Annotated in this window: 24 protein-coding genes; 16 read left to right on the plus strand and 8 right to left on the minus strand. The window is 68.3% G+C overall.

Annotated elements, in window-relative coordinates; all coding sequences use genetic code 11:
- Positions 1 to 16 precede the first annotated feature (16 nt).
- From C1931_RS19070 to C1931_RS19085, 4 genes are all read left to right on the plus strand, one after another.
- Entirely contained in the window at positions 17 to 1,351 is a 1,335-nt protein-coding gene (locus C1931_RS19070) for a D-tagatose-bisphosphate aldolase, class II, non-catalytic subunit (protein ID WP_108757454.1), read from the plus strand.
- Positions 1,352 to 1,384: 33 nt separating this feature from the next.
- A complete protein-coding gene (locus C1931_RS19075) occupies positions 1,385 to 2,161 on the plus strand; it encodes a DeoR family transcriptional regulator (protein WP_108757814.1) in 777 nt (258 codons plus the stop codon).
- A complete protein-coding gene (nagA, locus tag C1931_RS19080) occupies positions 2,158 to 3,285 on the plus strand; it encodes an N-acetylglucosamine-6-phosphate deacetylase (RefSeq protein ID WP_108757455.1) in 1,128 nt (375 codons plus the stop codon). Before C1931_RS19075 ends, nagA begins: the two co-directional genes overlap by 4 nt.
- A 190-nt stretch (positions 3,286 to 3,475) precedes the next feature.
- The gene (locus C1931_RS19085; protein ID WP_108757456.1) at positions 3,476 to 5,251 is read left to right on the plus strand and encodes an MFS transporter; all 1,776 of its coding nucleotides are present in this window, start codon (positions 3,476 to 3,478) and stop codon (positions 5,249 to 5,251) included.
- Between the two features lie 392 nt (positions 5,252 to 5,643).
- Here C1931_RS19085 and C1931_RS19090 read toward each other — a convergent pair whose 3' ends face one another.
- Entirely contained in the window at positions 5,644 to 6,204 is a 561-nt protein-coding gene (locus C1931_RS19090) for a DUF308 domain-containing protein (protein WP_108757457.1), read from the minus strand.
- A gap of 269 nt (positions 6,205 to 6,473) precedes the next feature.
- Positions 6,474 to 7,172 carry a ComF family protein gene (locus C1931_RS19095; protein WP_108757815.1) on the minus strand — a complete coding sequence of 233 codons (699 nt, stop codon included), beginning with the start codon at positions 7,170 to 7,172 and terminating at the stop codon, positions 6,474 to 6,476.
- A 152-nt stretch (positions 7,173 to 7,324) separates the two neighbouring features.
- Between C1931_RS19095 and C1931_RS19100 the strand changes: the two genes are divergently transcribed.
- Positions 7,325 to 7,969, plus strand: a complete 645-nt coding sequence (locus C1931_RS19100; protein WP_108757458.1) for a DNA-3-methyladenine glycosylase — start codon at positions 7,325 to 7,327, stop codon at positions 7,967 to 7,969.
- Positions 7,970 to 7,995: 26 nt separating this feature from the next.
- Here the strand turns inward: C1931_RS19100 and C1931_RS19105 are convergent, their stop codons facing one another.
- Positions 7,996 to 8,901, minus strand: a complete 906-nt coding sequence (locus tag C1931_RS19105) for a LysR family transcriptional regulator (protein WP_108757459.1) — start codon at positions 8,899 to 8,901, stop codon at positions 7,996 to 7,998.
- A 126-nt stretch (positions 8,902 to 9,027) separates the two neighbouring features.
- Between C1931_RS19105 and C1931_RS19110 the strand changes: the two genes are divergently transcribed.
- Positions 9,028 to 9,777: a glucose 1-dehydrogenase gene (locus C1931_RS19110; RefSeq protein WP_108757460.1), complete on the plus strand. Its 750-nt coding sequence runs from the start codon at positions 9,028 to 9,030 to the stop codon at positions 9,775 to 9,777.
- A gap of 279 nt (positions 9,778 to 10,056) precedes the next feature.
- Positions 10,057 to 11,511 carry a hypothetical protein gene (locus C1931_RS20460; RefSeq protein ID WP_199913896.1) on the plus strand — a complete coding sequence of 485 codons (1,455 nt, stop codon included), beginning with the start codon at positions 10,057 to 10,059 and terminating at the stop codon, positions 11,509 to 11,511.
- A gap of 76 nt (positions 11,512 to 11,587) precedes the next feature.
- Here the strand turns inward: C1931_RS20460 and C1931_RS19120 are convergent, their stop codons facing one another.
- The 3 genes from C1931_RS19120 to C1931_RS19130 all read right to left on the minus strand — a co-directional run bounded on the left by C1931_RS19120 (position 11,588) and on the right by C1931_RS19130 (position 12,947).
- The gene (locus C1931_RS19120; RefSeq protein ID WP_108757461.1) at positions 11,588 to 11,977 is read right to left on the minus strand and encodes a hypothetical protein; all 390 of its coding nucleotides are present in this window, start codon (positions 11,975 to 11,977) and stop codon (positions 11,588 to 11,590) included.
- Between the two features lie 61 nt (positions 11,978 to 12,038).
- Entirely contained in the window at positions 12,039 to 12,584 is a 546-nt protein-coding gene (locus C1931_RS19125; RefSeq protein WP_108757462.1) for a CbrC family protein, read from the minus strand.
- A 54-nt stretch (positions 12,585 to 12,638) separates the two neighbouring features.
- Positions 12,639 to 12,947: a hypothetical protein gene (locus tag C1931_RS19130; protein ID WP_108757463.1), complete on the minus strand. Its 309-nt coding sequence runs from the start codon at positions 12,945 to 12,947 to the stop codon at positions 12,639 to 12,641.
- A 158-nt stretch (positions 12,948 to 13,105) separates the two neighbouring features.
- Between C1931_RS19130 and bioB the strand changes: the two genes are divergently transcribed.
- The 5 genes from bioB (at position 13,106) to bioC (ending at position 17,946) form a co-directional block, all read left to right on the plus strand.
- On the plus strand, positions 13,106 to 14,137 hold the full coding sequence (gene bioB / locus C1931_RS19135) for a biotin synthase BioB (protein ID WP_108757464.1): 1,032 nt from the start codon (positions 13,106 to 13,108) through the stop codon (positions 14,135 to 14,137).
- A gap of 67 nt (positions 14,138 to 14,204) precedes the next feature.
- Entirely contained in the window at positions 14,205 to 15,443 is a 1,239-nt protein-coding gene (gene bioF / locus C1931_RS19140; RefSeq protein ID WP_108757465.1) for an 8-amino-7-oxononanoate synthase, read from the plus strand.
- A gap of 17 nt (positions 15,444 to 15,460) precedes the next feature.
- A complete protein-coding gene (gene bioH / locus C1931_RS19145; RefSeq protein WP_108757466.1) occupies positions 15,461 to 16,240 on the plus strand; it encodes a pimeloyl-ACP methyl ester esterase BioH in 780 nt (259 codons plus the stop codon).
- A 29-nt stretch (positions 16,241 to 16,269) separates the two neighbouring features.
- Positions 16,270 to 17,049: an SDR family oxidoreductase gene (locus tag C1931_RS19150; RefSeq protein ID WP_108757467.1), complete on the plus strand. Its 780-nt coding sequence runs from the start codon at positions 16,270 to 16,272 to the stop codon at positions 17,047 to 17,049.
- A gap of 12 nt (positions 17,050 to 17,061) precedes the next feature.
- Positions 17,062 to 17,946 (plus strand): malonyl-ACP O-methyltransferase BioC, encoded by an 885-nt coding sequence (bioC, locus tag C1931_RS19155; RefSeq protein WP_108754501.1) that lies wholly within the window; start codon positions 17,062 to 17,064, stop codon positions 17,944 to 17,946.
- Positions 17,947 to 18,195: 249 nt separating this feature from the next.
- On the opposite strand, the gene C1931_RS19160 is transcribed toward bioC, so the two are convergent.
- Both C1931_RS19160 and C1931_RS19165 read right to left on the minus strand, forming a co-directional pair.
- Entirely contained in the window at positions 18,196 to 18,840 is a 645-nt protein-coding gene (locus tag C1931_RS19160) for a YdcF family protein (RefSeq protein ID WP_164275080.1), read from the minus strand.
- Entirely contained in the window at positions 18,825 to 19,787 is a 963-nt protein-coding gene (locus C1931_RS19165; protein WP_108757468.1) for a pyridoxal-phosphate dependent enzyme, read from the minus strand. The genes C1931_RS19160 and C1931_RS19165 overlap by 16 nt, the downstream gene beginning before the upstream one ends.
- A 158-nt stretch (positions 19,788 to 19,945) precedes the next feature.
- Between C1931_RS19165 and C1931_RS19170 the strand changes: the two genes are divergently transcribed.
- The 4 genes from C1931_RS19170 (at position 19,946) to C1931_RS19190 (ending at position 24,468) form a co-directional block, all read left to right on the plus strand.
- Entirely contained in the window at positions 19,946 to 20,443 is a 498-nt protein-coding gene (locus C1931_RS19170; RefSeq protein WP_108754504.1) for a hypothetical protein, read from the plus strand.
- A 523-nt stretch (positions 20,444 to 20,966) separates the two neighbouring features.
- Entirely contained in the window at positions 20,967 to 22,856 is a 1,890-nt protein-coding gene (gene mnmG, locus C1931_RS19180; RefSeq protein ID WP_108757469.1) for a tRNA uridine-5-carboxymethylaminomethyl(34) synthesis enzyme MnmG, read from the plus strand.
- Between the two features lie 172 nt (positions 22,857 to 23,028).
- Positions 23,029 to 23,847, plus strand: a complete 819-nt coding sequence (locus C1931_RS19185; RefSeq protein ID WP_108757470.1) for a nucleotidyltransferase domain-containing protein — start codon at positions 23,029 to 23,031, stop codon at positions 23,845 to 23,847.
- A gap of 90 nt (positions 23,848 to 23,937) precedes the next feature.
- Complete coding sequence (locus C1931_RS19190; RefSeq protein ID WP_108757816.1) at positions 23,938 to 24,468, plus strand: gamma carbonic anhydrase family protein; 531 nt, start codon at positions 23,938 to 23,940, stop codon at positions 24,466 to 24,468.
- Positions 24,469 to 24,573: the final 105 nt, after the last annotated feature.

Here is a 24,573-nt window from a genome sequence, read left to right on the forward strand (position 1 = left end):
CGACCGGAGCCTGACCATGTCCCCGCTGCAGACCCTGCTTGCTTCCCACCGCGCCGGTGCCAATGTTGGCCTGTACAGCGTCTGCTGCAGCAACGAACAGGTGCTGCGCGCGGCCATGCACGTGGCCCTGGCGCATGGCACGGTGCTGCTGATCGAAGCCACCTCCAACCAGGTGGACCAGTTCGGCGGCTACACCGGCATGACGCCGCCGCAGTACCGCGACTACGTGGGCACCCTGGCCGATGAAGAAGGCTTCCCGCGCGAGCGCTTGATCCTGGGCGGTGACCACTTGGGGCCCAATGCCTGGCAGAAGCGCCCCGCCGCCGAAGCCATGACCCATGCACGCGTGCTGATCGAAGCCTACGTGGCCGCCGGTTTCCACAAGATCCACCTGGACTGCAGCATGTCCTGCGCCGACGACCCGGTGCCGCTGCCCGACGCCATCGTGGTCGCGCGTTCGGCCGAGCTGGCCGAGATTGCCGAACGCACCGCCGCCGAGCACGGCCTGCCGCCACCGGTCTACGTGATCGGTACCGAAGTGCCGATTCCCGGCGGCGAAGCCTCGCTGGCCGAAGGCCTGCAGGTGACCACGCCGGCGGCCGCCGCGCAGACCCTGGCCATCCACCAGCACGCCTTCGATACGCCGCAGCTGCGCGATGCTTGGCAGCGGGTGATCGCCATGGTGGTGCAGCCGGGCGTGGACTTCGACCACAGCAGCGTGCACGAATACGACCCGGCGGCAGCCAGCGCGCTGGCCGACTTCCTGGAACAGCAGCCGCGCATCGTCTTCGAAGCGCATTCCACCGATTACCAGCGCGAAAGCGGCCTGCACGCGCTGGTGCGCGATCACTTCGCCATCCTCAAGGTGGGCCCGGCGGCGACCTTCGCCTATCGCGAAGCACTGTTCGCACTGGCCGCGATCGAGGCCGAGCTGCTGCCGGCTGCACAGTGTTCGCGCCTGCCGCAGGTGCTGGACGCGGTGATGGTGGCGCAGCCGAAGTACTGGCAGTCGTACTACCAGGGTGACGACGCCGCGCTGCGCCTGCTGCGCGCGTTCTCCTTCAGCGACCGCTGCCGCTACTACTGGGGCGAACCGGCGCTGGTGCAGGCGGTGCAGACCCTGTTCGCCAACCTGGAACAGTACGCGCCGCCGCTGGTGCTGCTCAGCCAGTACCTGCCCGAGCAGTACCGTGCGGTGCGCGACGGCACGCTGGCCAACACGCCGGCCGCGCTGGCGCAGCATCGGGTGGGCCAGTGCCTGGGCGAATATGCGCGTGCGTGCAGCGGCAACCAGGCCGGGGCCCGCAAGCAGAACGCAAGTTCTGCTGCCAGCGTTCTTGCGAACGGCTAATCTCTACCTTTCACACGAAACCGAGAGATGGCCATGCGCAACACCCGCTCCCGTCGCCAACAAATCCTGCAGCGCCTGATCGAACACGGCACCGTGCAGGTGGCCGACCTGGTGGAGCGCTATGGCGTGTCTGCGGTGACGATCCGCGCCGACCTGACCCACTTCGAGGCCCAGGGCCTGGCCAACCGCACCCACGGCGGTGCCACCCTGGTGCGCACCCCGCCGCAGGAACAGGACATCCATGAAAAGGATGCGCTGAACCTGCCGCTGAAGGAATCGATCGGCGCGCGCGCCGCGCGGCTGGTGCAGGGCGGTGACAACATCATCATCGACTCCGGCTCCACGACCATGACCCTGGCCCGCCACCTGCGCGGCCACCGCGATGTAACGGTGATGACCAACGGCCTGAACATCGCCTGGGAACTGGCCAACGCGCCGGGCATCAACGTGCTGCTGACCGGCGGCCTGCTGCGCCAGCAGTCGCTGTCGCTGCAGGGCAGCCAGGCCGAGGCCAGCCTCAACTCCTACAGCTTCGACACCCTGTTCCTGGGCGTGGATGGCCTGGACCTGCAGTTCGGCCTGACCACCCACGACGAAGCCGAAGCGCGCCTCAACCACCGCATGGTGGAACGCGCGCGGCGCATCGTGGTGCTCACCGATGCGTCCAAGTTCGGTCGCGTCAGCCTGCACCGCATCGCCCGCCTGGACCAGATCCACGCCGTCATCACCGACTCCGGCATTGACGAAGCCACCCGCGAGGGGCTGCAGCGGCTGGGCATCGAAGTGATCATCGCCGAGACACCGCCATGAACCCGACACGCTCCCTGTACGGCCGCATCCTGACCCCGCTGGGCTGGCGGCGCGGCCATGTCGACTTCGATTCACACGTGCGCCAGCTGCAGGTGGATGACCACAGCGGCGCGGATGATCTGCAACTGCCGGTGATCCTGCCCGGCTTCATCGACCTGCACGTGCACGGTGCGGCGGGCGTGGACCTGATGCAGGGCGGCGACGTGGCGCGCACCATCGCCCGCACCCATACCCGGTTCGGCACCACCACCCTGCTGGCTACCACCATGACCGCCGGCCTGGACGAGATCGAACACGCCTTGCGTGGCGTCGCCGCGGCCCAGGCCGCGCCGCAGGCCGATGCCGCGCGCATTGCCGGCGTGCACCTGGAAGGGCCCTTCATCAGCCCACAGCGATTGGGCGCACAGCCCAACCGCACCATCGAGGCCACGCTGGCGCTGGTGCAGCGGCTGCATGCGCTCGCGCCGATCCGGGTGATGACGCTGGCACCGGAAATCGGCGAGCACACCGCGCTGATTCCCGCGCTGGCGGAGATGGGCATCCGTGTGCAGCTCGGTCACAGTGCCGGCAGCTACGAAGAAGGCGTGGCCGCACTGCAGGCCGGCGCCTCGGGCTTCACCCATCTGTTCAATGGCATGACCGGCGTCGACCACTACCGACCCGGCATTGCCGCCGCCGCACTGGCGCATGCGCAGTACGCGGAAATCATTCCCGATCTGCAGCACATCCACCCCGGCGTGATCCGCCTGGCCGCGCGCGCGATTCCGCGCCTGTACGCGGTGACCGATGCGACCGCTGCCACCGGCATGCCCGATGGCGAATACGCGCTGGGCGAACAGCGCGTGCACAAATGCGGCGGCTGCGTACGCCTGGCCAGCGGTTCGCTGGCCGGCAGCGCACTGACCATGGACCAGGCACTGCGCAACCTGGTGCAGGTAGGCCTGGACCTGGCCGACGCCGCACAGCGCGTATCCACCTTCCCGGCCGATTACCTGGGCCTGCAGGATCGCGGCCGCATTGCGCCCGACACCCTGGCCGACCTGGTGGTGCTCGACGCCAGCCTGCGCCTGCAGCAGGTGGTGGTGGGTGGGCACGTGGTTGAGCTCAACGCTGCACCAGCCTGACGCACCACGTTCGTAGCACCCGAAAACGCCTGACGTACCGCCTCTCGTAGAGTCGAGCTTGCTCGACTGCTCTCCGCCTCTCGTAGAGTCGAGCGTGCTCGACTGCTCTGCCCCGCCGTGCGCGCTCAGTCGAGCAAGCTCGACGCTACGAAAGCAACCCGCACCGAATTGCCGCACAGGAAACCTGTCGATGACTGCACGTACCGCTCCGCGCTGGCCCGTTCGCTATCTGCTGTTCATTGGCGGCCTGGGGGGCCTGCTGTACGGCATCGACATCGGCATCATTGCCGGCGCCCTGCCCTACCTGGAAGCCACCGCCAGCCAGGCCTGGCACCTGAGCAGCCAGCAGCTCGGCTTCGTAGTGGCGGCGGTGCTGCTGGGCAGCGTGCTCTCTTCGCTCTTCGCCGGGCTGGTGGCCGACCTGATCGGCCGCCGTGGCGCCATGCTGCTGGCCGGTGTGTTGTTCACCGCCTCGATTCCGATCATGGCGCTCGCTTCCGGCTATACGCCGCTGCTGCTGGGGCGCCTGCTGCAGGGCATCAGCGGCGGCCTGATCGGCGTGGTGGTGCCGCTGTACCTGGCCGAGGTACTCAGCCCGGAACGGCGCGGCCGTGGCGCGGCCATGTTCCAGCTGCTGTTGACCATTGGCCTGGTGCTGGCCGCGTTGATCGGTCTGTACCAGGCCCATGCGGTGGATGCGGCCACCGAAGCGGCGCGGCGCCTGCCCGACGCACAGCAGGCGCAGGCACTGTTCGCGGCCAAGGACCATGCCTGGCGCACCATTTTCTGGAGCTGCCTGACCCCGGGCATCGTGTTCTGCGTGGGTCTGTTCTGGCTGTCTGAGTCACCGCGCTGGCTGGTCCAGCGTGGGCGCGTGGACGACGCGCGGCGCAGCCTGCAGCGCGTGCTGGCGCCCGACCAGGTGGAGGCCACGCTGGCGCAGATCCAGGCACCGGATACCCGCAGTGCCGACGGCAAGCGCGAGCCGTTGCTCAGCCGCCGCTACGTGAAGCCCTTCCTGCTGGCCTGCGTGGTGCTGGCCTGCACCCAGGCCACCGGCATCAATTCGGTGCTGGCCTATGCGGTGAACATCCTCAACCAGGCCGGTCTGTCGGGTTCGGTGGCCAATGGTGCCGACGTGGCCATCAAGCTGCTCAACGCACTGATGACCGTGGCTGCGCTGCTGCTGGTCGATCGTAAGGGCCGCAAGTTCCTGCTGATGCTCGGCAGTGGTGGCATCTGCGTGGCCCTGCTGGCGGCCGCCACGCTGTTCTTCCAGGCCGAGCGCGGCCGTGCCGATGTGCAGCCGCAGTTGCACGCAGCGGTGCAAGGCGATGACCTGCGCCTGGTACTGGATGACGCGCAGTGGCAGCAATTGGGCGCGGGCATCGACCGCGAAGGGCGGCCGCTGCAACTGACCGTGTCCTACGCCTACGGCGATTTCACCAACGTGCGCGCGTTGCGCAGCGACAACCCGGGTGACCGCGAACTGCGCATCGAGCGTGCCGGCACCGTGCAGCCGGACAGCGTGATCGGTACGTTCTTCCGCCGCCTGCACCTGAATCCCTTCGCCGACCCGGCCAGCGCCGCGCAGGCGCCGCTGCGCATCGAACAGGCACGCATCGGCCCGGTGCCGCCGCCTGCCCATGGCTGGGCCGTGGCCGCCTGCATCCTGGTGTTCGTCGCCTTCTTCGCCGTCGGCCCCGGTGTGTGCGTGTGGCTGGCGTTGTCCGAGCTGATGCCCAACCGCATCCGCTCCAACGGCATGAGCATTGCCCTGCTGATCAACCAGTTCGTGTCGACCACGATTGCGGCATTGTTCCTGCCCACGGTGGGCCACTATGGCTACGCCAGCATGTTCCTGTTCTGGGCCGGCTGCACGTTCGTGTTCTTCCTGGTGGCCGCATTGTGGCTGCCGGAAACCAAGGGAAAATCGCTGGAAGAGATCGAAGCGCACTTCCGGTAAGCGGTTGGACCCTTTGCCTGGTAGCGGTCGACCTTGGTCGACCGTCGCGCGCAGCGCGGGCTTGCCGCGAACAGCAGTCGAGCGAGCTCGACTCTACCGGGCCCCGCTTTGTCTGGTAGCGGTCGACCTTGGTCGACCATTCAACAGCAGTCGAGCAAGCTCGACTCTACCGGGCACCGCTTCGCTTGGTAGCGGTCGACCTTGGTCGACCATCGCGCGCCGCGCGGGCTTGCCGCGAACTGCAGTCGAGCAAGCTCGACTCTACCGGGCCCCGCTTCGCTTGGTAGCGGTCGACCTTGGTCGACCATCGCGCGCCGCGCGGGCTTGCCGCGAACTGCAGTCGAGCAAGCTCGACTCTACCTGGGGTCCCGCCTGGTCGAGCAAGCTCGACGCTACGTAAGCTTGCGCAGCTTCAATGCCACCACGATCTGCAACACCCCATACACCAGGCTGCCAATGCCGATCCACAGTGTGGTGACTGCCAGGCCTGTCACCGGGTTGGCGGCCAGCAGCACGCCCAGCACCACGGCCACCACGCCACTGAGTATCAGCAGCCACTCACCCTGGATCTGCTTGCGCACGCGAATGGCGAACACGATGCGGTACAGCCCGGCCACCAGCAGCCACACGGCCAGCAGCAGCACCAGCACGCTGGCCGTGGCCAGCGGATTGATGATCGCCAGTACGCCGAAGCCAAGCGACGCCAACGCGTACAGCAACAGCCAGCCGCGCGGTGCGCCACTGCCGCCAGTGATAAGCGCCAGCAGACTGATCACACCTTCGGCAATGGCCATCACGCCCAGCACCCAGGCCAGTGCGGTGGCCGCCGACAGTGGCCAGCCCACTGCGGTGATGCCGAACCCCAGCGCAACCACGCCATACAGCAGCAGGATCGGCCAGCTGCGGCCAATGGCCGATACCAGCGACGGGCGGGACGAGTCCGGAGACAGCATGACCACTCCTTCGATCAGGATCCAACCTGCATCCTAGCGCCAGAACCGATGACGACACTGTCATGGCATCCGCGCACTGACCCGCTGGCGTGGCCACCGACTGGGCAACTCGACCGGGCAACTCGACCGGGCAAATCGACTGGGTAGAGTCGACTGGGTAGAGTCGACTGTCAGTCGACTGCCCTTCCTTCAGATCGCGAAAAATCCCGCGCTGCGCGCGATAGTCGACTGACAGTCGACTCTACTGGCATCCATCACTGTGGGCACGCTCACGGCACCCGTGCGCAGACCCAGGCGCGCACTTCGCCCACGCCCACCAGCTTCAGCGTTTCGGCAATCTCAAGCACCGTGCTGCCGGTGGTCATCACGTCATCCACCAGCGTCACCCGCGGCGGCACCGGTCCGCGCACGTCGAAGGCATCGAACAGGTTGTCCCTGCGCTGTTCGGCACTGCGCTCTGACTGCGGCGCGGTATGGCGGCGGCGGTGCAGCCCGCGCCACACTGGCTGCTGCAGAAACCTGCACAGCTCCCCGGCCTGGTTGTAGCCGCGCTGGCGCAGGCGGCGGCGATGCAGCGGCACCGGTGCCAGCGTCGGACAGGTCCACGCCGGTGGATGCCGCAGCATCAGCTGGGCCAGCAGTCGCCCGGCCGCCAGGTCGTGGTGAAACTTGAAGCGCAGCAGCAACTGGTCCACCGGCGGCAGGTACAACAGGCTGGCGTGCGTGGCCGCCTGCGGCGGTGGTTCGTCGCGACAGGTACCGCACACCGGCAGCGCGATATCGGGCAGCGGCAGCGCGCAGCGGTGGCAGGCACGGGCTGACCAGGGGATATCGGAAAGACAGGCGCCGCACAGATCCAGGCCATCATGGCCGGGCTCGCCGCAGACCAGACAGCGCAGCGGAAGCAGCAGCTGCAGTGTCTGTCTTGTAACGCGGGTAAGGACGTTGTGGAATCGTCGTAGGTGCATGCGCTTGAACATGCTCGCAACGCCGTCAGTCCGCTATCAGTCGCTGCTGCACCGTCCGGTAAGGATTGACCGCTGCGCCGCACTCAAGCCGACACGTGCACTGCACATACGACGGATTAGCTTGATGGCCATCGCGCAACGTATGCAGTGACATGTCAGCACCAACACAAAAGCCGGGAACAACCCTCTGTTGGCTTCCCGCCCAATGGCACGTGCTGCCGCGCGATTTCTATCGGCGCCATCCCACCCTGGTTGCACCCCAGTTGTTGAACAAGCTGCTCGTGCGTGATGACGGGCGCGCCGCGCGCATCGTGGAAGTCGAAGCCTATGCCGGCAGCGAAGACCCGGCCGCACACTCGTATCGAGGGCAGACTGCGCGCAACGCCACGATGTTCGGCGAGGCCGGTCATCTCTATGTCTACTTCACCTATGGCATGCACTGGGGCAGCAACGCGGTGTGTGGGGAAATCGGCGAAGGCGTCGGCGTACTGCTGAGGGCGGCCGAACCCGTGGCCGGCGTGGGCGCCATGCAGGCGGCGCGGCCTGCTGCCAGGCGCGAGCGCGATCTTGCCAGTGGGCCCGGCAAGCTTTCCCAGGCCTTCGGCATTACCCGCGATCTGGATGGTGCAGACCTGGTCGGCGCCGACCGCGGCATCGTCATCGCCTCCGATGGCACGCCACCGCCGGCGTCGCCCGTGGTGGGACCGCGCATCGGCATCAGCCGCGCGGCGGACTTCCCGTGGCGCTGGCATGTTCCTGACCACCCCCACGTGTCCGTGCGGCCGCGACGCAGCTGACGCTGCGCTGCCCGCATAGCGGGTCACTAGCCCCCCAACAACGGCGGCATCACCTCCACCAGCCAGTCAATGAACACCCGCAGCCGCGGGCTGACATGGCGGTTGTCGGGGTACACCACATGGAAGGGGTAGGCCGCCGGCCGCCACGGCTGCAGCACCTCCACCAGCGCCTTGCTCTGCAGCGCGGAAGCTGCGGCATAACCGAAGGTCTGCACCAGGCCCAGGCCTGCCAGCGCGGCGGCCAGATGGCCATTGCTTTCGTTGATGCCCAGGCGGTGCTCGGCCTTGATCTCGAAGGCACCGTCAGGGCCACGGAACCGGAACGGCACGGCGCGCCCGTTCGACGGCAGCAGATAGCTGATCAAGCGGTGGCCATTGCGCAGTTCTTCCGGATACGCCGGCACCCCATGCGCCTTCAGATAGGCCGGGCTGGCGCAGGTGATCAGGCGCGCGTCGCCCAGATGCCGTGCGACCAGCGACGAGTCATCCAGCGCGCCGCCGCGGATCACGCAGTCCACGTTCTCGCCGATCAGATTCACCGTGCGGTCGGACACGCCCAGCTCGATGCGGATGTCCGGGTAGCGCGCCATGAACGCCGGCAGCAGCGGAATCAGCACGTCACGCGCGGTGGAACCGCCGATGTCCACGCGCAGCATGCCGCGCGGCGTCCCGCGTGCCGCACTGAACGAGGCATCGACATCCTGCAGGTCGCGCAGCAGGCGGCCGGCCTTCTCGTAGTACGTCTGGCCTTCGGCGGTCACCGCCACCCGGCGCGTGGTCCGCTGCAGCAGCCGCACGCCCAGGTGCGCCTCCAGTTCGCGCACCAGTTTGCTCAGCGAGGTGGTGGGCATGTCCAGTGAATCGGCGGCGCGGGTGAAGCTGCCGGTCTCGACCACGCGGGCGAAGGCATGGATGGCGTTGAGCTGGTTCATACGGCCGATTATGCACTCAGGTGCATAGTCATTGTCATTGCGCATTATTTATCGCCAAACCGGGGCCGCCCATCATTCTCCCACCCGCTGCCACCTCCCTCCCGGCAGCCCTTACAGGAGAACACCATGAGCACTGATTTCAACGGCAAGATCGCCCTGGTCACCGGCGGCACCACCGGCATCGGCCTGGCCACCGCCCAGCACCTGGCCCGCCTGGGCGCAACGGTCTACATCACCGGCCGCCGCCAGCCGGAACTGGATGCGGCCGTGGCCAGCATCGGTGCGCAGGCCACCGGCATCCGTGCCGACGCCTCGCAGCCGAGTGACCTGGACGCGGTCTACGCGCAGATTGCCCGCCAGGCCGGCCGCCTGGACATCCTGTTCGCCAATGCCGGCGGCGGTGACATGCTGCCGCTGGGGGCGATCACCGAAGAACACTTCGACCGCATCTTCGCCACCAACGTGCGCGGCGTGCTGTTCACCGTGCAGAAGGCGCTGCCGCTGCTGGTCGATGGCGCCTCGATCGTGCTGACCGGTTCGACCGTGTCGATCCAGGGCACCGCCAACTTCAGCGTGTACAGCGCCAGCAAGGCGGCGGTGCGCAACTTTGCCCGCTCGTGGTCGCTGGACCTGAAGGACCGGAAGATCCGCGTGAACGTGGTCAGCCCGGGCCCCATCCGCACCCCTGGTCTGGGCGACCTGGTGCCCGATGAAGCCCGCCAGGGTCTGTTCGACCACCTGGCCGCGCAGGTGCCGCTGGCACGCCTGGGCGAACCGCAGGAGGTGGCCAATGCCGTGGCCTTCCTGTCCTCGGATGCGGCCAGCTTCATCAACGGTGTCGAGCTGTTCGTCGACGGTGGCATGGCCCAGGTGTAACCGGGCAACGGCCTGCAGGCGCCCTGCCTTGGTAGGGCGCCGCTGCGCGAGCAAGGGTTGCAGATCGGCGTCGCCTGTCGGCAAGCGCCGAAGCACTCCATCACCACTTCACATTCGCCCCGCAATGGCACCATCCAGGCCCGGCATGCTGCGTCCCACTCCCAACCGGTCGACGCGCACATGCCCCCTCACACCTTCATCAGGTCTTCCGCGCCCGTTGCATCACAGCGGCCGCAGCACCTGCGCAGACGCCGACACGTTCTGTGGCTGGCAGCCATCGTGCTGACCGCCAGTTGCCAGACACGCGGCGAGGACGATGACGTGGAGACGCTGGCCACGCAGGTACGCATCGAGATTGGCCAACACACCCTTGAGCTGCCCATCGCTGCCCTGCAGGGTTACGGCGAGCGCGGCAGCCAGTTCTCTCTGGGCCCGCGTGATGACAGCCTGCAGGACAACAGGCTTCGGTCGGCGCTGCAGCGTCGCAGCCTGCAGAGCAAGGCGCCCATCCGCTTCGACTCTGCCGAGGTAGCGGTTAGCAGTCCCGCGCTGTCAACTGAAAGCCTCAATCGCGCAGCGCGGTGCCAGCGGCTTGCACGCCCTTGGGCGCGGGCAGCGTGCCTGGACGGCACCGATGCCACGGCCCGCGCGGTGCCTGCGCGGTTCACCCTGGTCGATCTGCAGGCGCTGCAGGCCCATGACGGCCGCGTCGTTCCAAACTGCCTGGAAGGCGAACCGCGGCAGCGGCTTCCCTCAGAGAAGGAGGGCGCGATCCTGCTGTGCCCGGCCAGAGTCTTTGGGGGCGACGTTGACGAGTTCCATACCGCGGTGGTGCGTATCGACGACCGGCTGGGCGCGCTGTGGACGGTGTGGCGCAACGATTCCAGTGGCGAATCCGTGCAGGACATGGCCCGCCGCCAAGGCCAGGCGATCACCCTGCTGGCGAAGGCCGGCCTGGGTGACATGGAGGATTCAGACGCGCTGCGCGCCGGCATGCAGTCGCTGCGGCCCCTCGCGCACCCGGCAACCGCTGAAGGCCTGCCGGCAGCATTGCGCCTACCTTCGTATGAGCAGGCCGCCCCGATGGATGGCGGCGCCCATACCGATGGCTGGCTGCCCTGCGCGCAGCGGCAACCGATAGTGGTCACACCCCCACCGCTGCGGAGCCCGCACATGTCCGACATCATCATCAGCGACAAGCAGCTGTCTTCCTCGGCCTACAGCGCCATCATCAACCTGCCGATCGAACAGGTGGACATCGCCGAATGGCTGTTCAACCTGCCCGAAGCCGAGTACCAGCGCTGCTGCCCGCCCGACCATATTTCCGCTGGCAGCACCACCACCGACGATGGCACGCGCATGTCCATCAACGTGGAAATGATCGGCAAGACCCTGATGGTGCAGCACTACGTGGCCGAAGTGGCCACGCCCAGCCTGTGCCGCATGGTGTCCACGTCCGATGCCTTCACCCCGAATGGGCGCACCCGCGTACAGGTGATCTGGACGCTGAGCGTGAAGAAGATCGACGAAAACACCTGCGAGTACACCAACAGCGTGGTCGCCCACCCCACCCAGGAATTCCTGGATTTCATCGCCGAGCACGGCACCCCGTTCGAAGAAGCGGCCGAAGCACGCCAGCGCGACGGCGGCAATCACAATGGCCGCGAAACCCCGCTGTTCGCCGCCAGTATCGAGCGCCGCGCACGCGCCCGCCAGCAGGCAAAGGCGGCCTGAGGCTGCTGCGCTGCACGCCGGGGCTGTAGTGGCTTACAGCCCCAGGCGATTGGGCTGCCATTCGTACATCGTGGGCTCAGTCCTTGTCCGGCACTTCGGCCATCGCCCTGGCCGCCGCACGCAGATGTTCGTTGCTGGCCTGGAACACCTGCACCAAGCGGTCGCAGTCATCCTTGGGTGCGCCGCAGCGCACCTGCATGTCGACACGGACTTCGCCCTGCTGCTCGCGCAGTTGCCGGCGGACGATCGACGGATGCCAGCCATTGCCCGGCAGGGTGACCGACCAGAACACCTGGCCCTGCAGGTCGTGCAGCACCACCCAGTCGTTGTCCTGGCGCTCGCGTACCTGCGGCAGCGCCCGCAGGGCAGTCAAGGCCGCGTCGGGCGTGGCGTAGGGAATGTCGGTAGCCGCCGCTTGCTGCGCCCCGCTCTGCAGCGGAAGCAGGCAGGCCAGCGCGCTTGCCACCGCAGTGGCACATCGGGAAACACGAGCGTATCGGCGTGCCTGCATGTAGGCGTGGCTCTTGTCAGTCGCAGTCCTGGTAGCCGCCCACTTCGCCGCAGTGCCGGCAGCGGAACAGGTAGGCCGTGGGTGATCCATCTTTGTCCAGCGCCGCCAGGAAGTGCTGCCACTGCGGGCCATCGTCCAAGCCGGTGCTGTCCTGGATCGCGGCCAGCGCGGCCGGGCCCAGCGCTTCCAGCTCGGCGCGACCGGCGCGGCCGATGAACTGGGCGGCATCGCCGCAGTGTGTCCACCACTGCTCCTGCTGCCAGCCGTTGAAGCCCGGCGTTCGCTGCGCCACTTCATCGATGATCGTCTCGTCCACCTCGTCCCATTCACCGCCACCGCCCACGCCTTCTTCATCGGTGAAGGTAGCCCCAAGCTGCGCATGCGCCGAACCATCGGCGATGCACCAGGGGCAGATCGCCTGTTCGTATTCGTCTTCGGCGTAGACCGGCCCGGCATAGACGTAGCCGCGCGACTGCCCGCAGCAAACGCATGCGGTATCGGCGGCGATCACGCTGCCGGTGGCCAGCGGGTCGGGGTGGTAGGCGAAGTGCGGCAGTTCCATGGCAGGTCCGTTGCTGGGCGGGCCAGTGTAGCGGCGCGGTCGTGCCTGCGGCCGCTACGGGCCGGCAAGCGGCGCATCGCGTTCGGCAGCACCTTCCTCGGCAGGCAGGCAACCGTTGATGGCCAGCAGGCGAACCAGCACGTAATGGCCGAATGCCTGCAGTTCCTCGTTCGACAGCGCCGACGGATCGAGCTGCCCCGCCGGGTAGTCCTTGAAGATCACCAGCACGTGGTGCTTCCAGTGCCCAGGCGGATCGGTCTGGCGCAGATCATCCAAGACCACGCGCAGGCCGCCGTCCGGCAGTTCGGCCAGGCTGCACAGCACCGCATCGCGGCGGATCGGGTAAGTCTGGGAACTGTCCATGGCAGATGCTCGCGACTCCCTATGCAGCCATGAACTTACACCGCGGCGGCGGCTTGCTGCACTCCCGCCTGTAAACCTACAAATAAACCATGAAGTTGACAGTCTTCACCCACCCACCCACACTGCCGCCCTCGTTCCACCCCTTCCAAGGTCCCGCCATGGCCTATGCCATCCGCCACGACTGGCAGCACGACGAACTGCAGGCGCTGTTCGACCTGCCCTTGCCGGAACTGCTGTTCCGCGCCGCCAGCGTGCATCGCGCGCATTTCGATCCGGCGCAGGTGCAGGTGTCTACCCTGCTGTCGGTGAAGACCGGTGGCTGTCCGGAAGACTGCGCGTACTGCCCGCAGGCGCAGCGCTACAACACCGGCGTGAACGCGCAGAAGCTGATGGACACCGAGGCGGTGCTGGCCAAGGCGCGCCAGGCCAGGGCCGCCGGTGCATCGCGCTTCTGCATGGGCGCCGCATGGCGTTCGCCGAAGGAACGCGACATTCCGAAGGTGGCCGCGATGATTGCCGGGGTGAAGGCGCTCGGCCTGGAAACCTGCGCCACCCTGGGCATGCTCAGCGCCGAACAGGCACGTGCCCTGAAAGCGGCCGGCCTGGACTACTACAACCACAATCTGGACACCGCGCCGGATTACTACGATTCGATCATCCATACCCGCCAGTACCAGGACCGCCTGGATACCCTGGGCCACGTGCGCGATGCGGGACTGAAAACCTGCTGTGGCGGCATCGTCGGCATGGGCGAAACGCGCGCGCAGCGCATCGGCCTGTTGCTGGCGCTGGCCACGCTGCCGGCCCACCCCGATTCGGTACCCATCAATCAGCTGGTGCAGGTGCCCGGTACACCGCTGCATGGCAGCGCCGAACTGGACCCGTTCGAGTTCGTGCGCATGATTGCCGTGGCCCGCATCGTCATGCCGCGTTCGATGGTGCGGCTGTCGGCCGGCCGCGAAGCCATGAGCGATGAACTGCAGGCGCTGTGTTTCCTGGCCGGCGCCAACTCGATCTTCTACGGGGAAAAACTGCTGACCACCGGCAACCCGGAAAGCAAACGCGACCTGGCCCTGTTCGCGCGCCTGGGCCTGCAGCCGATGCCGGTGCAGGTGGGCGCCGCGGGCCATGACCACGGCGGCACCGTGCACGCCGATATCGCTGTCTGTGCCGCTGCCGGCGCCGCGTGATGCGGGGCACAAGCGGCCGCCGCGGCAACGCGCTACCCTAGCCGCCCCGTCGTCGCCCGTAGCCACCATGGCCCGCCCCGACCTGTCCGCCCGCCTTCAAGCCCAGCGCGCGTTGCGCGATGCCCAAGGCCGTCGCCGCCCCCGGCGCACGGTGTCGCGCCGCGATGGCGTGCGCCTGGAAATTGACGGGCGCTGGCTGACCGGCTTCTGCAGCAACGATTACCTGGGCCTGGCCCAGCAGTTCAGCGTGGTCAACGCGCTGCAGGACGCCGCCGCGCGCGAAGGCGCCGGTGCCGGTGCCTCGCACCTGGTCTGCGGCCACCACGCGCTGCACGACGCACTGGAACGCGAAGTTGCCGACTGGCTGGGTTACCCGCGCGCCCTGCTGTTCGGCAGTGGCTTCGCCGCCAACCTGGCCGTGCAGCAGGCACTGCTGAGCGAAGAGAACGATGTCTGCGTGCAGGACAAGTTGAACCACGCCAGCCTGCTCGATGCCACCCGGCTGGCCGGCGCACGCCTGCGCCGCTACCCGCACCTGGACCCGGAAGGCGCCATGCGCCAGCTCAAGCACGCGCCCGATGGCGCGGCCATGCTGGCCACCGACGGTGTCTTCAGCATGGACGGCGATATCGCGCCGCTGCGTGCGCTGTCCCTGGTGGCGCGCCTGCAGCAGGCGCTGTTCTACGTGGACGATGCGCACGGCGTGGGCGTGCTGGGCGATGGTCGTGGTGCCGTGGCCAGCGCCGGGCTGGGCGTGGACGATGTGCCGCTGCAGCTGGTCACGTTGGGCAAGGCGCTGGGCGGTGCCGGCGCGCTGGTGCTGGGTCGCGACGACCTGATTGAACACCTGGCCGAAACCGCACGCCCCTACATCTACACCACGGCGCTGCCACCGGCCCTGGCCGCCGCCGCGCTGGAAGCGGTGCGCCTGGCCCGCCGTGACCACTGGCGGCGTGAGCGCCTGACCGATCTGATTGCCCTGTTCCGCGGCGAAGCACGCCGCCACGGGCTGGATGTAATGGCCTCGGAAACGCCGATCCAGCCGCTGCTGTGCGGCGACGATCACACCGCCGTGGCGATGTCGCAGGCGCTGGAACAGGCCGGCTGGCTGGTCGGTGCGATCCGCCCGCCCACCGTGCCCGAAGGCAAGGCGCGGCTGCGCGTCACCCTGTCGGCGCTGCACACGCCCGAACAGGTGCGTGGTCTGGTGGACGCCATCGCCAGTGCGCGCGACCAGGTCGGCCGCGCCGCCCTTGCCCCCGATCCGCTGCCGCCGTCGCTGCCGTTCGACCGCGCCATCGCCTGAAACACGCAGGGCCCCGCATGCATATCGATGTCACCGGCCGCGGGCCGGACCTGGTGCTGATCCATGGCTGGGCCCTGCAGGGCGGCGTGTTCGCGCCGCTGCTGGAACGCCTGGCCGACCACTTCACCCTGCACGTGGTGGACCTGCCCGGCCACGGCCACAGCCGCGACGACGCCACGCCGCTGCGCCTGCCCTACGTGGTGAACGCGATTGCCGCGGCTACCCCGCCGGCGGTGTGGTGCGGCTGGTCACTGGGCGGGCTGTTCGCCCTGCATGCCGCAGCGACGCTGCCCAAGGTGCGCGGGCTGGCAATGATCGCGGCCACTCCGCGTTTCGTCCGCGGCGACGACTGGCCGCATGCCGTGGAACCGGCGGTGTTCGAGCTGTTCGGGCGTGACCTGGCGACCGATTTCGCCGGCACCTTGGAACGCTTCCTGGCCTTGGACGTGATGGGCTCGGCGCACGCCCGCGAGGAACTGCGCACCCTGCGCCAGCGCCTGGTGGAACGTGGCGCGCCGACCGAGCGCGCCCTGCTGGAAGGCCTGCGCCTGCTGGAAAGCACCGACCTGCGCGGCGCCCTGCCGGCGCTGGGCAGACCCAGCCTGTGGATCGCCGGCCAGCGCGACCGCCTGGTATCACCGGCCGCCATGCAGGCCGCCGCGGCGCTGGCGCCGAACGCGCAGGCACTGACCATCGCCCACGGCGGCCATGCGCCGTTCCTGGGCCATGCCGATCAGGTGGCCGCCGCCCTGCAACACTTCGTTGCCGGCCTGTCACCGGCCGATGGCGGACAATGAGCGCCTTCCGAACGATGCAGGGCTGACATATGGATCTGGGTATTTCCGGCCGCTGGGCACTGGTGTGTGGCGCAAGCAAGGGGCTGGGCCTGGGCTGCGCGCGTGCGCTGGTGGCCGAGGGCGTGAACGTGGTGATCGTGGCCCGTGGCGAAGCCGCCCTGCAGACCGCCGCCGGCGAACTGCGCGCCCTGCCCGGTGCGGGCGAAGTGCGCGCGGTGGCCGCCGATGTGACCACCGACGCCGGCCGCGCCCAGGCGCTGGCCGCCTGCCCGCAGGTGGACATCCTGGTGACCAACGCCGGTGGCCCGCCGCCCGGCGATTTCCGCACGTTTGAACGCGACGACTGGATCGCCGCGCTGGACGCCAACATGCTGGCGCCGATCGCGCTGATCCGCGCCACGGTGGACGCGATGATCGCGCGCGGCTTCGGCCGCATCGTCAACATCACCTCTTCATCGGTGAAGGCACCGATCGACACGCTGGCATTGTCCAACGGCGCGCGCAGTGGCCTGACCGGCTTCGTCGCCGGCCTGGCCCGGCGCACCGTCGGCCACAACGTCACCCTCAACAACCTGCTGCCCGGCCAGTTCGACACCGACCGCCTGCGCGCCAACTTCGCCCATGCAGCGGGCCAGGACGGCGACGCCCAGGCCGTGGCCGAGCGCCGCCGCCAGCAGATCCCCGCCGGCCGCTTCGGCACGCCGGACGAATTCGGCGCGGCCTGCGCCTTCCTGTGCAGCGCACAGGCCGGTTACCTCACCGGGCAGAACCTGCTGATCGACGGCGGCGCCTACCCCGGTACGTTCTAAGAGACTTCTGCAATGCCGTCCCACTTCGATGCCCGCCACGTCCGCCGCGCCTTCGGCCGCGCCGCCAGCAGTTACGACGCCGCCGCTGCCCTGCAGCGCGAAGTGCAGTCGCGGCTGATCGAATCGCTGGATTACCTGGAAGCACGCACGCCGGCGGTGGTGCTGGACATTGGCTCGGGCACCGGCCACGCCAGTGCGCTGATGAAGAAGCGCTGGCCGAAGGCGCAGGTGATCGCGCTGGACGTGGCCCTGCCGATGCTGGGCCAGGCCAAGCGCCAGGCCGGCTGGTGGAAGCCGTTCCAGCGCCTGTGCGGTGATGCCGCCGCGCTGCCGCTGGCCGACAACAGCGTCGATGTGATCTTCAGCAACCTGTGCCTGCAGTGGCTGGACGACCTGCCGGCGGTGTTTGCCGGTTTCCGCCGCGTGCTCAAGCCCGGCGGCCTGCTGCTGTGTTCCACCTTCGGCCCGGAAACGCTGATCGAGCTCAACGAAGCGTTCGCCGCCGCCGATGACCGTCCGCACGTGAGTCGCTTCGCGCAGATCGCCCAGTTCGGCGATGCACTGATGATGGCCGGCTTCCGCGACCCGGTGCTGGACCGCGATCTGTTCACCCTGACCTACGACGACCTGCCCGCGCTGATGCGCGAGCTGCGCGCGATGGGCGCCACCAACGCCCGCGTGGACCGTCGCCATACCCTGACCGGGCGCGGCCGCTTCGCCGCCGCTGCGGCGGCCTACGAACCCCTGCGCCGCGACGATGGCAAGCTGCCCAGCAGCTGGGAAGTGATCTACGCCCACGCCTGGGCACCGGACCCCGGCGCACCGATCCGCGAAGGTGGCCACGACATCGCATCGGTACCGGTGTCGGCCATCCCGATCCGCCGCAAGCAGCCCTGATGCCCGCCCGCGGTCTGCTCTGGTAGGTGCCAACCTTGGTTGGCACAATCGATCACATCGCGACGCGACCAACATCGTGCCGACCAAGGTCGGCACCTACCAAATGCAGATATCGGCCGGCGCGCGCCGCGGCAACCTGCAGCCCGCTCTGGTAGGTGCCAACCTTGGTTGGCACAACCGATCACATCACGACGCGGCCAACATCGTGCCGACCAAGGTCGGCACCTACCAGAAGCGGGCGGCAACCGCTCAGGTGTTGCCCGGCGAACTCAACGGCGGGCGCACCAGGTCGCGGTGGAAGAAGTAGATCTCCTGCAGCAGGAAACGCCAGCTGGTATGGAAGCTGCGGAAGCGCGTACTGGGCGTGGACGAGGCCAGCGCTTCGATCCCCATCGCCTGGCTCAGGCGCAGCGCGCGGGCCATGTGCAGCGGGTCGCTGACAATGATGACCCGCTGCAGGTGCCGCTGCTCCATCAGGCGCTTGGCTTCCACCAGGTTCTGCACGGTATTGCGCGAGGCGGTCTCAATCAGGATCGCGTCGTCGGGCACGCCATGCTTCAGTGCGTAACGGCGCGCCACCTGTGATTCGGAAAAGCGCGCGCCGCTGCCACCATAGCCACCGGTGAAGATCAGCAACGGCGCGTAGCCGGCCTGGTACAGATCCAGGCCATGGCGGATGCGCTCTTCGAACACCGGCGACGGCTTGGCGTCGTACGCCGCAGCACCCAGCACGATGATCGCGTCGGCCTTGGCCGCCTGGTCGCGCTCGCCCACCCAGACGATCCACGCCGTCACCCCCAGCAACCACACCACCACCAGTACGAACAGCCGCCACAGCCAGCCCAGCAGGCCGGTGCGGGCACGGTGCCGGCCGCGGCTCACGCCGCCTCCCAGCGCAGTGCCGGCAGGTCCACGTTGCCACCGGACAGCACCAGGCCCACGCGCAGGCCGGCAAACCGCTGCGGCTGCGCCAGTACCGCGGCCAGCACCGTGGCCGAAGACGGTTCGACCACCTGCTTCAGCACCTCCCACAGCAGGCGCATGGCGGCCAGCGTGGCGGCATCATCCACCACGATCACCTCGGCGCCGGCGGCCTGCAGCAGGGCGAAGTTGGGCACCCCGACCAGGGTGCGCAGGCCGTCGCAGAACGTGTCCGGGGTGAACGGGCCCTGGCGGGTACCGGCGGCCAGCGAGCGCGCGGTGTCGTCGGCCCCGGCCGGTTCGGCCAGCACCAGGCGGGTGTGCGGGCTGGCGTGCTGCAGGGCTAGCGCGGTGCCGCAGGCCAGGCCACCGCCGCCGACCGGCACCACCAGCACATCGAACGGGCCATCGCTGTGCAGCAGTTCCAGCGCCGCGGTGCCCTGCCCGGCCATCACGGCTGGGTCGGCATACGGGTGCACCAAGGTCGCGCCGCTATCGGCCTGCACCTGCGCGCAGGTGGCCTCGCGGTCGGCAATGGTGGGCGGGCAACGCCACAGCGTGGCACCGTGGCGGGCGATGTTGGCCAGTTTGGCTGCCACCGCGCCCTCGGGCACCACCACGTGGCAGGGAATGCCGCGGGTGCGCGCCGCCAGCGCCAGTGCGGCACCGTGGTTGCCCGACGAATGGGTCACCACGCCCGCCGCCGCCCGATCTTCCGGCAGCGACCACACCGCATTGCATGCCCCACGGAACTTGAAGGCACCGCCGCGCTGCAGGTGCTCGGCCTTGAACGCCAACGACGCTCCGGCCAGCGCATCCAGCGCGTGCGAACGCAGCACCGGGGTCACATGGGCATGCGGCGCGATGCGCGCTGCGGCGGCCAGTACATCGGCGGGGGTAGGCAACAGTGAATCGCTCATGACGCAAGGTTAACGTAAGCCCCCGCGCTGGCGGCGATGCCGGCTGCCGTGCCAGCATGCTGCCCTTCACCGCCATTCATTCTGGCCGGCGGGATTAAGGGGCGATTCAACGCTCGCGCCCGAAGCTGGCACTACACCCGTCCTTGGGGGGACTCCACATGAAACTGCGCCTGTTGCTTGCCGGTGGCCTGATGTTGGCCCTGACCGGCTGCGCTACCTACGATTACGTTGGCGGTGGCCGCGGTGGCGGCTACTACCACGGTGCGCCCTCGACGGAGTACCGCTACCCCTACGGCTATCCCTACGATTCGGGCTACCCGTACTACGGCGGCTACGGCGGCTATGGCTATTACGGCTATGGCAACCCGTACTATTCGCGGCCGATCTACCGCCCGCCGCACAACCATCGCCCGCCGCCGCGCCCGGGCAATGGCGGTGAGAACCGTCCGCCGCGGCCGCCCCGCGAGAACAACGGCGGCTCGCCCTGGCGCAACCTGGATTCGATGCAGCGCCCGCCGCAGGCAGTCCAGCGTCCGGCACCAGCAGCCCGCCCGGCGCGGCCGGCCGGTCCGCCGCCGCGTCCGGCCGCACCCAGGATGAACGGTTCCCCTTGGCGCAATCTCGATCGTGGGACGCAGCGCACAGTTGAGCCCTGAACCATCTTGCATTTCCCCCGGTTCAAGCCTCACTCTACGCAGGTGGTGACGGCCCGCGTCACAATGTGACAAAAACGTTAGGGCCGTGACCAAACGCTCTACGTCGATATCCGACAGGAACATCTGGATCCCCCCTGTTCCGGCCCTGTCGGATGTCGGCACCTCTGCAAGACAAACGGCCCCGCACTGCGGGGCCGTTCGTTTTTGATGCTGCCGGTAGATCCACGCCATGCGTGGCTAGCGCCACCCTTGGCCGAAAAAAAACGGGGCCGGCAGTCCCCCGACCACCGGCCCCCTGCTTCCCCATCGTGCGCCTGTACCGGCCCCTGTTCCAATCCGGTCACCAACGCCATGAGCGCCAGCCACGATGGGTGCTATCGGGTTATCTGCAACTTTCCTGCCAACTTTAGGGTTGATTTCACCCAAGCGTGCGGGCGCCCCCCGTCGCCCCCCGCCGAATGGCGCTAAAATCGCCACCCTGGCCGCCTTCGGCGCGCCCGCCCCCTTTGCTGACCTGCCCCCTATGAACCCGTCCTTCCATCGTTACGATGTCATCGTCATTGGCGGCGGCCACGCCGGCACCGAGGCCGCGCTGGCCGCGGCCCGTACCGGCGTGCGCACCCTGCTGCTGACCCACAACATCGAAACGGTGGGCGCGATGAGCTGCAACCCGGCCATCGGCGGCATCGGCAAGGGCCACCTGGTAAAGGAGATCGACGCGCTGGGCGGGGCCATGGCCCATGCCGCCGACCGTGCCGGCATCCAGTGGCGCACCCTGAACGCCTCCAAGGGCCCGGCCGTGCGCGCCACCCGCTGCCAGGCCGACCGCAACCTGTACCGCATGGCGATCCGCGCCATTGTGGAAGGCCAGGCGAACCTGACCGTGTTCCAGGCCGCCGTGGATGACCTGGTCATCGAAGGCGATGTCGTGCGCGGGGTGATCACCCAGACCGGCCTGCGTTTCGACGCCGAGGCCGTGGTGCTCACCGCCGGCACCTTCCTGGCCGGCAAGATCCACGTGGGCCCCACCCAGTACGCCGCCGGCCGCATGGGCGACCCGCCGGCCACCACGCTGGCCGCGCGCCTGCGCGAACGCCCGTTCCAGGTGGACCGCCTGAAGACCGGCACGCCGCCGCGCATCGATGGCCGTTCGCTCGATTACAGCGTGATGGACGAACAGCCCGGCGACACGCCGCGGCCGGTCATGTCCTTCCTCGGTTCGGTGGATGAGCACCCGCAGCAGGTCAGCTGCTGGATCACCCACACCACCGAACAGACCCACCAGATCATCCGCGACGCGCTGCACCGTTCGCCGCTGTACAGCGGCCAGATCGAAGGCATCGGGCCGCGCTACTGCCCGTCCATCGAAGACAAGGTGGTGCGCTTCGCCGAAAAGGCCAGCCACCAGATCTTCGTGGAACCCGAAGGCCTGGGCATCGTCGAGATCTACCCCAACGGCATTTCCACCTCGCTGCCGTTCGACGTGCAGCTGGAGATGGTGCGCAGCATCGTCGGCTTCCAGAACGCGCACATCACCCGCCCCGGCTACGCCATCGAATACGACTTCTTCGACCCGCGCGGCTTGAAGGCCTCGCTGGAAACCAAGCTGGTGAACGGCCTGTTCTTTGCCGGCCAGATCAACGGCACCACCGGGTATGAAGAAGCTGCCGCGCAGGGTCTGCTGGCCGGCCTGAACGCCGCGCGCCAGGTGCGCGGGCTGGATGGCTGGTGCCCGCGCCGCGACGAGGCCTACCTGGGCGTGCTGGTGGATGACCTGATCACCCATGGCACCAACGAGCCGTACCGCATGTTCACCAGCCGCGCCGAATACCGCCTGCAGCTGCGCGAAGACAACGCCGACCAGCGGCTTACCCCGGTCGGCCGCGAGATGGGCCTGGTCGACGACCGCCGCTGGAGCGCGTTTGAAACCAAGCAGGCCGCCGTCAGCGCCGAGCGCGCGCGACTGGGCGCGCTGTGGGCCACCCCGGCCAACGCGCTGGGCCGCGAGGTGCAGGAAACGCTGGGCGTGGCCGTCAGCCGCGAAACCAACGTGCTGGACCTGATCAAGCGCCCGGAGCTGGATTACGCGCAGTTGATGCAGGTGCCGTCGCTGGGCCCGGCCGTGGCCGATGGCAAGGTGGCCGAACAGGTCGAGATCGGCGTGAAGTACGCCGGCTACCTGGACCGGCAGCGCGAGGAGATCGAGCGCCAGCAGCGGCATGAAGCCACGCCGATCGCCCAGGATTTCGACTATGGGATAGTGCGCGGCCTGTCGGCCGAAGCGCTGCAGAAGCTCGAACGCGTGCGTCCGCAGACCATCGGCCAGGCCCAGCGTATTCCGGGCATGACCCCGGCAGCGATCTCGCTGCTGCTGGTGCACCTGGAACGCGCCCGCCGCGGCCGCGTGGCGTAACCCCCCCTGCCTGCGTGTCGACCAAGGTCGACACCTACCAGAGCGGGGATCGTGTCGACCAAGGTCGACACCTACCGGGACCGGTGGGTAGGTGTCGACCTTGGTCGACACGCATGCGTGTGCCACGCGTGCGTTACAGTCGAGCAAGCTCGACTCTACGAATCTGCTCTGCATGGACGACATCCACCCCATCGCGCCGGACAAGCGCGCCGCCATCCTTTCCACCCTGGCCGACATCGAACGCGCGCATGATGTGCGCGTGCTGCTGGCCTGCGAATCGGGCAGCCGCGGCTGGGGCTTCTCGTCGCCGGACAGCGACTACGATGCACGCTTCATCTACGTGCACCGCCAGCCGTGGTACCTGAGCGTCAATGAAGCCACCGGCCCCGGTGAGACGCAGCGCGATGTGATCGAGCTGCCCATCGACGACGAGCTGGACGTGAGCGGCTGGGACCTGCGCAAGGCATTGCGGCTGGTGTCCAAGTCCAACCCGACCCTGATCGAATGGCTGCGCTCGCCGATCATCTACCAGCAGGATGCCGCTGCCGTGGCCCAGCTGTGGCAGGCCGCTGAACGCTTCTACTCGCCGCTGGGCACCTGGTGGCACTACTTCAACATGGCCCGTTCCAACCATCGCGGCTATCTGCGTGGCGACACGGTGCGCACCAAGAAGTACCTGTACGTGCTGCGACCGCTGCTGGCCTGCCAATGGATCGAGCACGAGCAGACGCCGCCGCCGATGGCCTTCGAGGACCTGCTGGACCGGCTGCTGCCGCACGGCCCGGTGCGTGAGGCCATCGATGCGCTGCTGGTGGTGAAGCGCGCCAGCGCCGAAGTCGCCGCCGGGCCGCGCATCGCCGCCATCAGTGATTACATCGATACGGAACTGGCTGCGCGCGCCGAAGGCCCACGACTGCCCGCAGGGCATGGGGATGCGGCGTGGCTGGACGATCTGTTCCGGCAGATGCTGGCCGCGCACGCGCCGGCATAGGCGGTAGCGCCGGGCCATGCCCGGCGAGCGCAGCGGCGCGGCGCGGCGCGCGTATCATCGTCGCGAATGCCCCGAATGCTGGAGACACCGATGAACCCGCTGCGCCCTTTCCGCGACAAGATGCCCGTACTCGGCGAACGCGTGTACATCGACCCGGCATGCACCCTCATCGGCGATGTGGAGCTGGCCGACGACGTGTCGATCTGGCCGGGCACGGTGATCCGTGGTGACGTGAATTACGTGCGCATTGGCGCGCGCACCAACGTGCAGGACGGCACCATCATCCATGTCAGCCACCACAGCCCCTACAACAAGGCCGGCTACCCTACCCTGATCGGCGAAGGCGTGACCGTCGGCCACGGCTGCATCATCCACGCCTGCAGCATTGGCGATTACAGCCTGATCGGCATGGGCGCCTGCATCCTGGACGGCGCGCAGATCGCCCGCCACGCCTTCGTCGGCGCCGGCGCGGTGGTCGGCCCGGGCAAGGTGGTGGGCGAAGGCGAACTGTGGGTGGGCAACCCGGCGCGGCCGGCACGCACGCTCAGCGACAAGGAAATCGAATCGCTGCACTACTCGGCCGACCACTACGTACGCCTGAAGAACGAATACCTGGGCTGAGCCCCTCGCCGGCCACCACGCTCTGCTAAAGTCGGGGCCCGACCAGGAACCGTCGAGACCCCGCCCATGCCCGTGGCAGCACGCCGGAGAGGACTCCAGCGCCCA

This window comes from Stenotrophomonas sp. YAU14A_MKIMI4_1 (assembly GCF_003086855.1).
Classification (GTDB): Bacteria; Pseudomonadota; Gammaproteobacteria; order Xanthomonadales; family Xanthomonadaceae; genus Stenotrophomonas.

Excerpts from the sequence above, each read along its gene's own strand:
- C1931_RS19070 (WP_108757454.1), top strand. The coding sequence starts at position 17 with ATGTCCCCGCTGCAGACCCTGCTTGCTTCCCACCGCGCCGGTGCCAAT.
- C1931_RS19075 (WP_108757814.1), top strand. The coding sequence starts at position 1,385 with ATGCGCAACACCCGCTCCCGTCGCCAACAAATCCTGCAGCGCCTGATC.
- nagA (WP_108757455.1), top strand. The coding sequence starts at position 2,158 with ATGAACCCGACACGCTCCCTGTACGGCCGCATCCTGACCCCGCTGGGC.
- C1931_RS19085 (WP_108757456.1), top strand. The coding sequence starts at position 3,476 with ATGACTGCACGTACCGCTCCGCGCTGGCCCGTTCGCTATCTGCTGTTC.
- C1931_RS19090 (WP_108757457.1), bottom strand. The coding sequence starts at position 6,204 with ATGCTGTCTCCGGACTCGTCCCGCCCGTCGCTGGTATCGGCCATTGGC.
- C1931_RS19095 (WP_108757815.1), bottom strand. The coding sequence starts at position 7,172 with ATGCACCTACGACGATTCCACAACGTCCTTACCCGCGTTACAAGACAG.
- C1931_RS19100 (WP_108757458.1), top strand. The coding sequence starts at position 7,325 with ATGTCAGCACCAACACAAAAGCCGGGAACAACCCTCTGTTGGCTTCCC.
- C1931_RS19105 (WP_108757459.1), bottom strand. The coding sequence starts at position 8,901 with ATGAACCAGCTCAACGCCATCCATGCCTTCGCCCGCGTGGTCGAGACC.
- C1931_RS19110 (WP_108757460.1), top strand. The coding sequence starts at position 9,028 with ATGAGCACTGATTTCAACGGCAAGATCGCCCTGGTCACCGGCGGCACC.
- C1931_RS19125 (WP_108757462.1), bottom strand. The coding sequence starts at position 12,584 with ATGGAACTGCCGCACTTCGCCTACCACCCCGACCCGCTGGCCACCGGC.
- C1931_RS19130 (WP_108757463.1), bottom strand. The coding sequence starts at position 12,947 with ATGGACAGTTCCCAGACTTACCCGATCCGCCGCGATGCGGTGCTGTGC.
- bioB (WP_108757464.1), top strand. The coding sequence starts at position 13,106 with ATGGCCTATGCCATCCGCCACGACTGGCAGCACGACGAACTGCAGGCG.
- bioF (WP_108757465.1), top strand. The coding sequence starts at position 14,205 with ATGGCCCGCCCCGACCTGTCCGCCCGCCTTCAAGCCCAGCGCGCGTTG.
- bioH (WP_108757466.1), top strand. The coding sequence starts at position 15,461 with ATGCATATCGATGTCACCGGCCGCGGGCCGGACCTGGTGCTGATCCAT.
- C1931_RS19150 (WP_108757467.1), top strand. The coding sequence starts at position 16,270 with ATGGATCTGGGTATTTCCGGCCGCTGGGCACTGGTGTGTGGCGCAAGC.
- bioC (WP_108754501.1), top strand. The coding sequence starts at position 17,062 with ATGCCGTCCCACTTCGATGCCCGCCACGTCCGCCGCGCCTTCGGCCGC.
- C1931_RS19165 (WP_108757468.1), bottom strand. The coding sequence starts at position 19,787 with ATGAGCGATTCACTGTTGCCTACCCCCGCCGATGTACTGGCCGCCGCA.
- C1931_RS19170 (WP_108754504.1), top strand. The coding sequence starts at position 19,946 with ATGAAACTGCGCCTGTTGCTTGCCGGTGGCCTGATGTTGGCCCTGACC.
- mnmG (WP_108757469.1), top strand. The coding sequence starts at position 20,967 with ATGAACCCGTCCTTCCATCGTTACGATGTCATCGTCATTGGCGGCGGC.
- C1931_RS19185 (WP_108757470.1), top strand. The coding sequence starts at position 23,029 with ATGGACGACATCCACCCCATCGCGCCGGACAAGCGCGCCGCCATCCTT.
- C1931_RS19190 (WP_108757816.1), top strand. The coding sequence starts at position 23,938 with ATGAACCCGCTGCGCCCTTTCCGCGACAAGATGCCCGTACTCGGCGAA.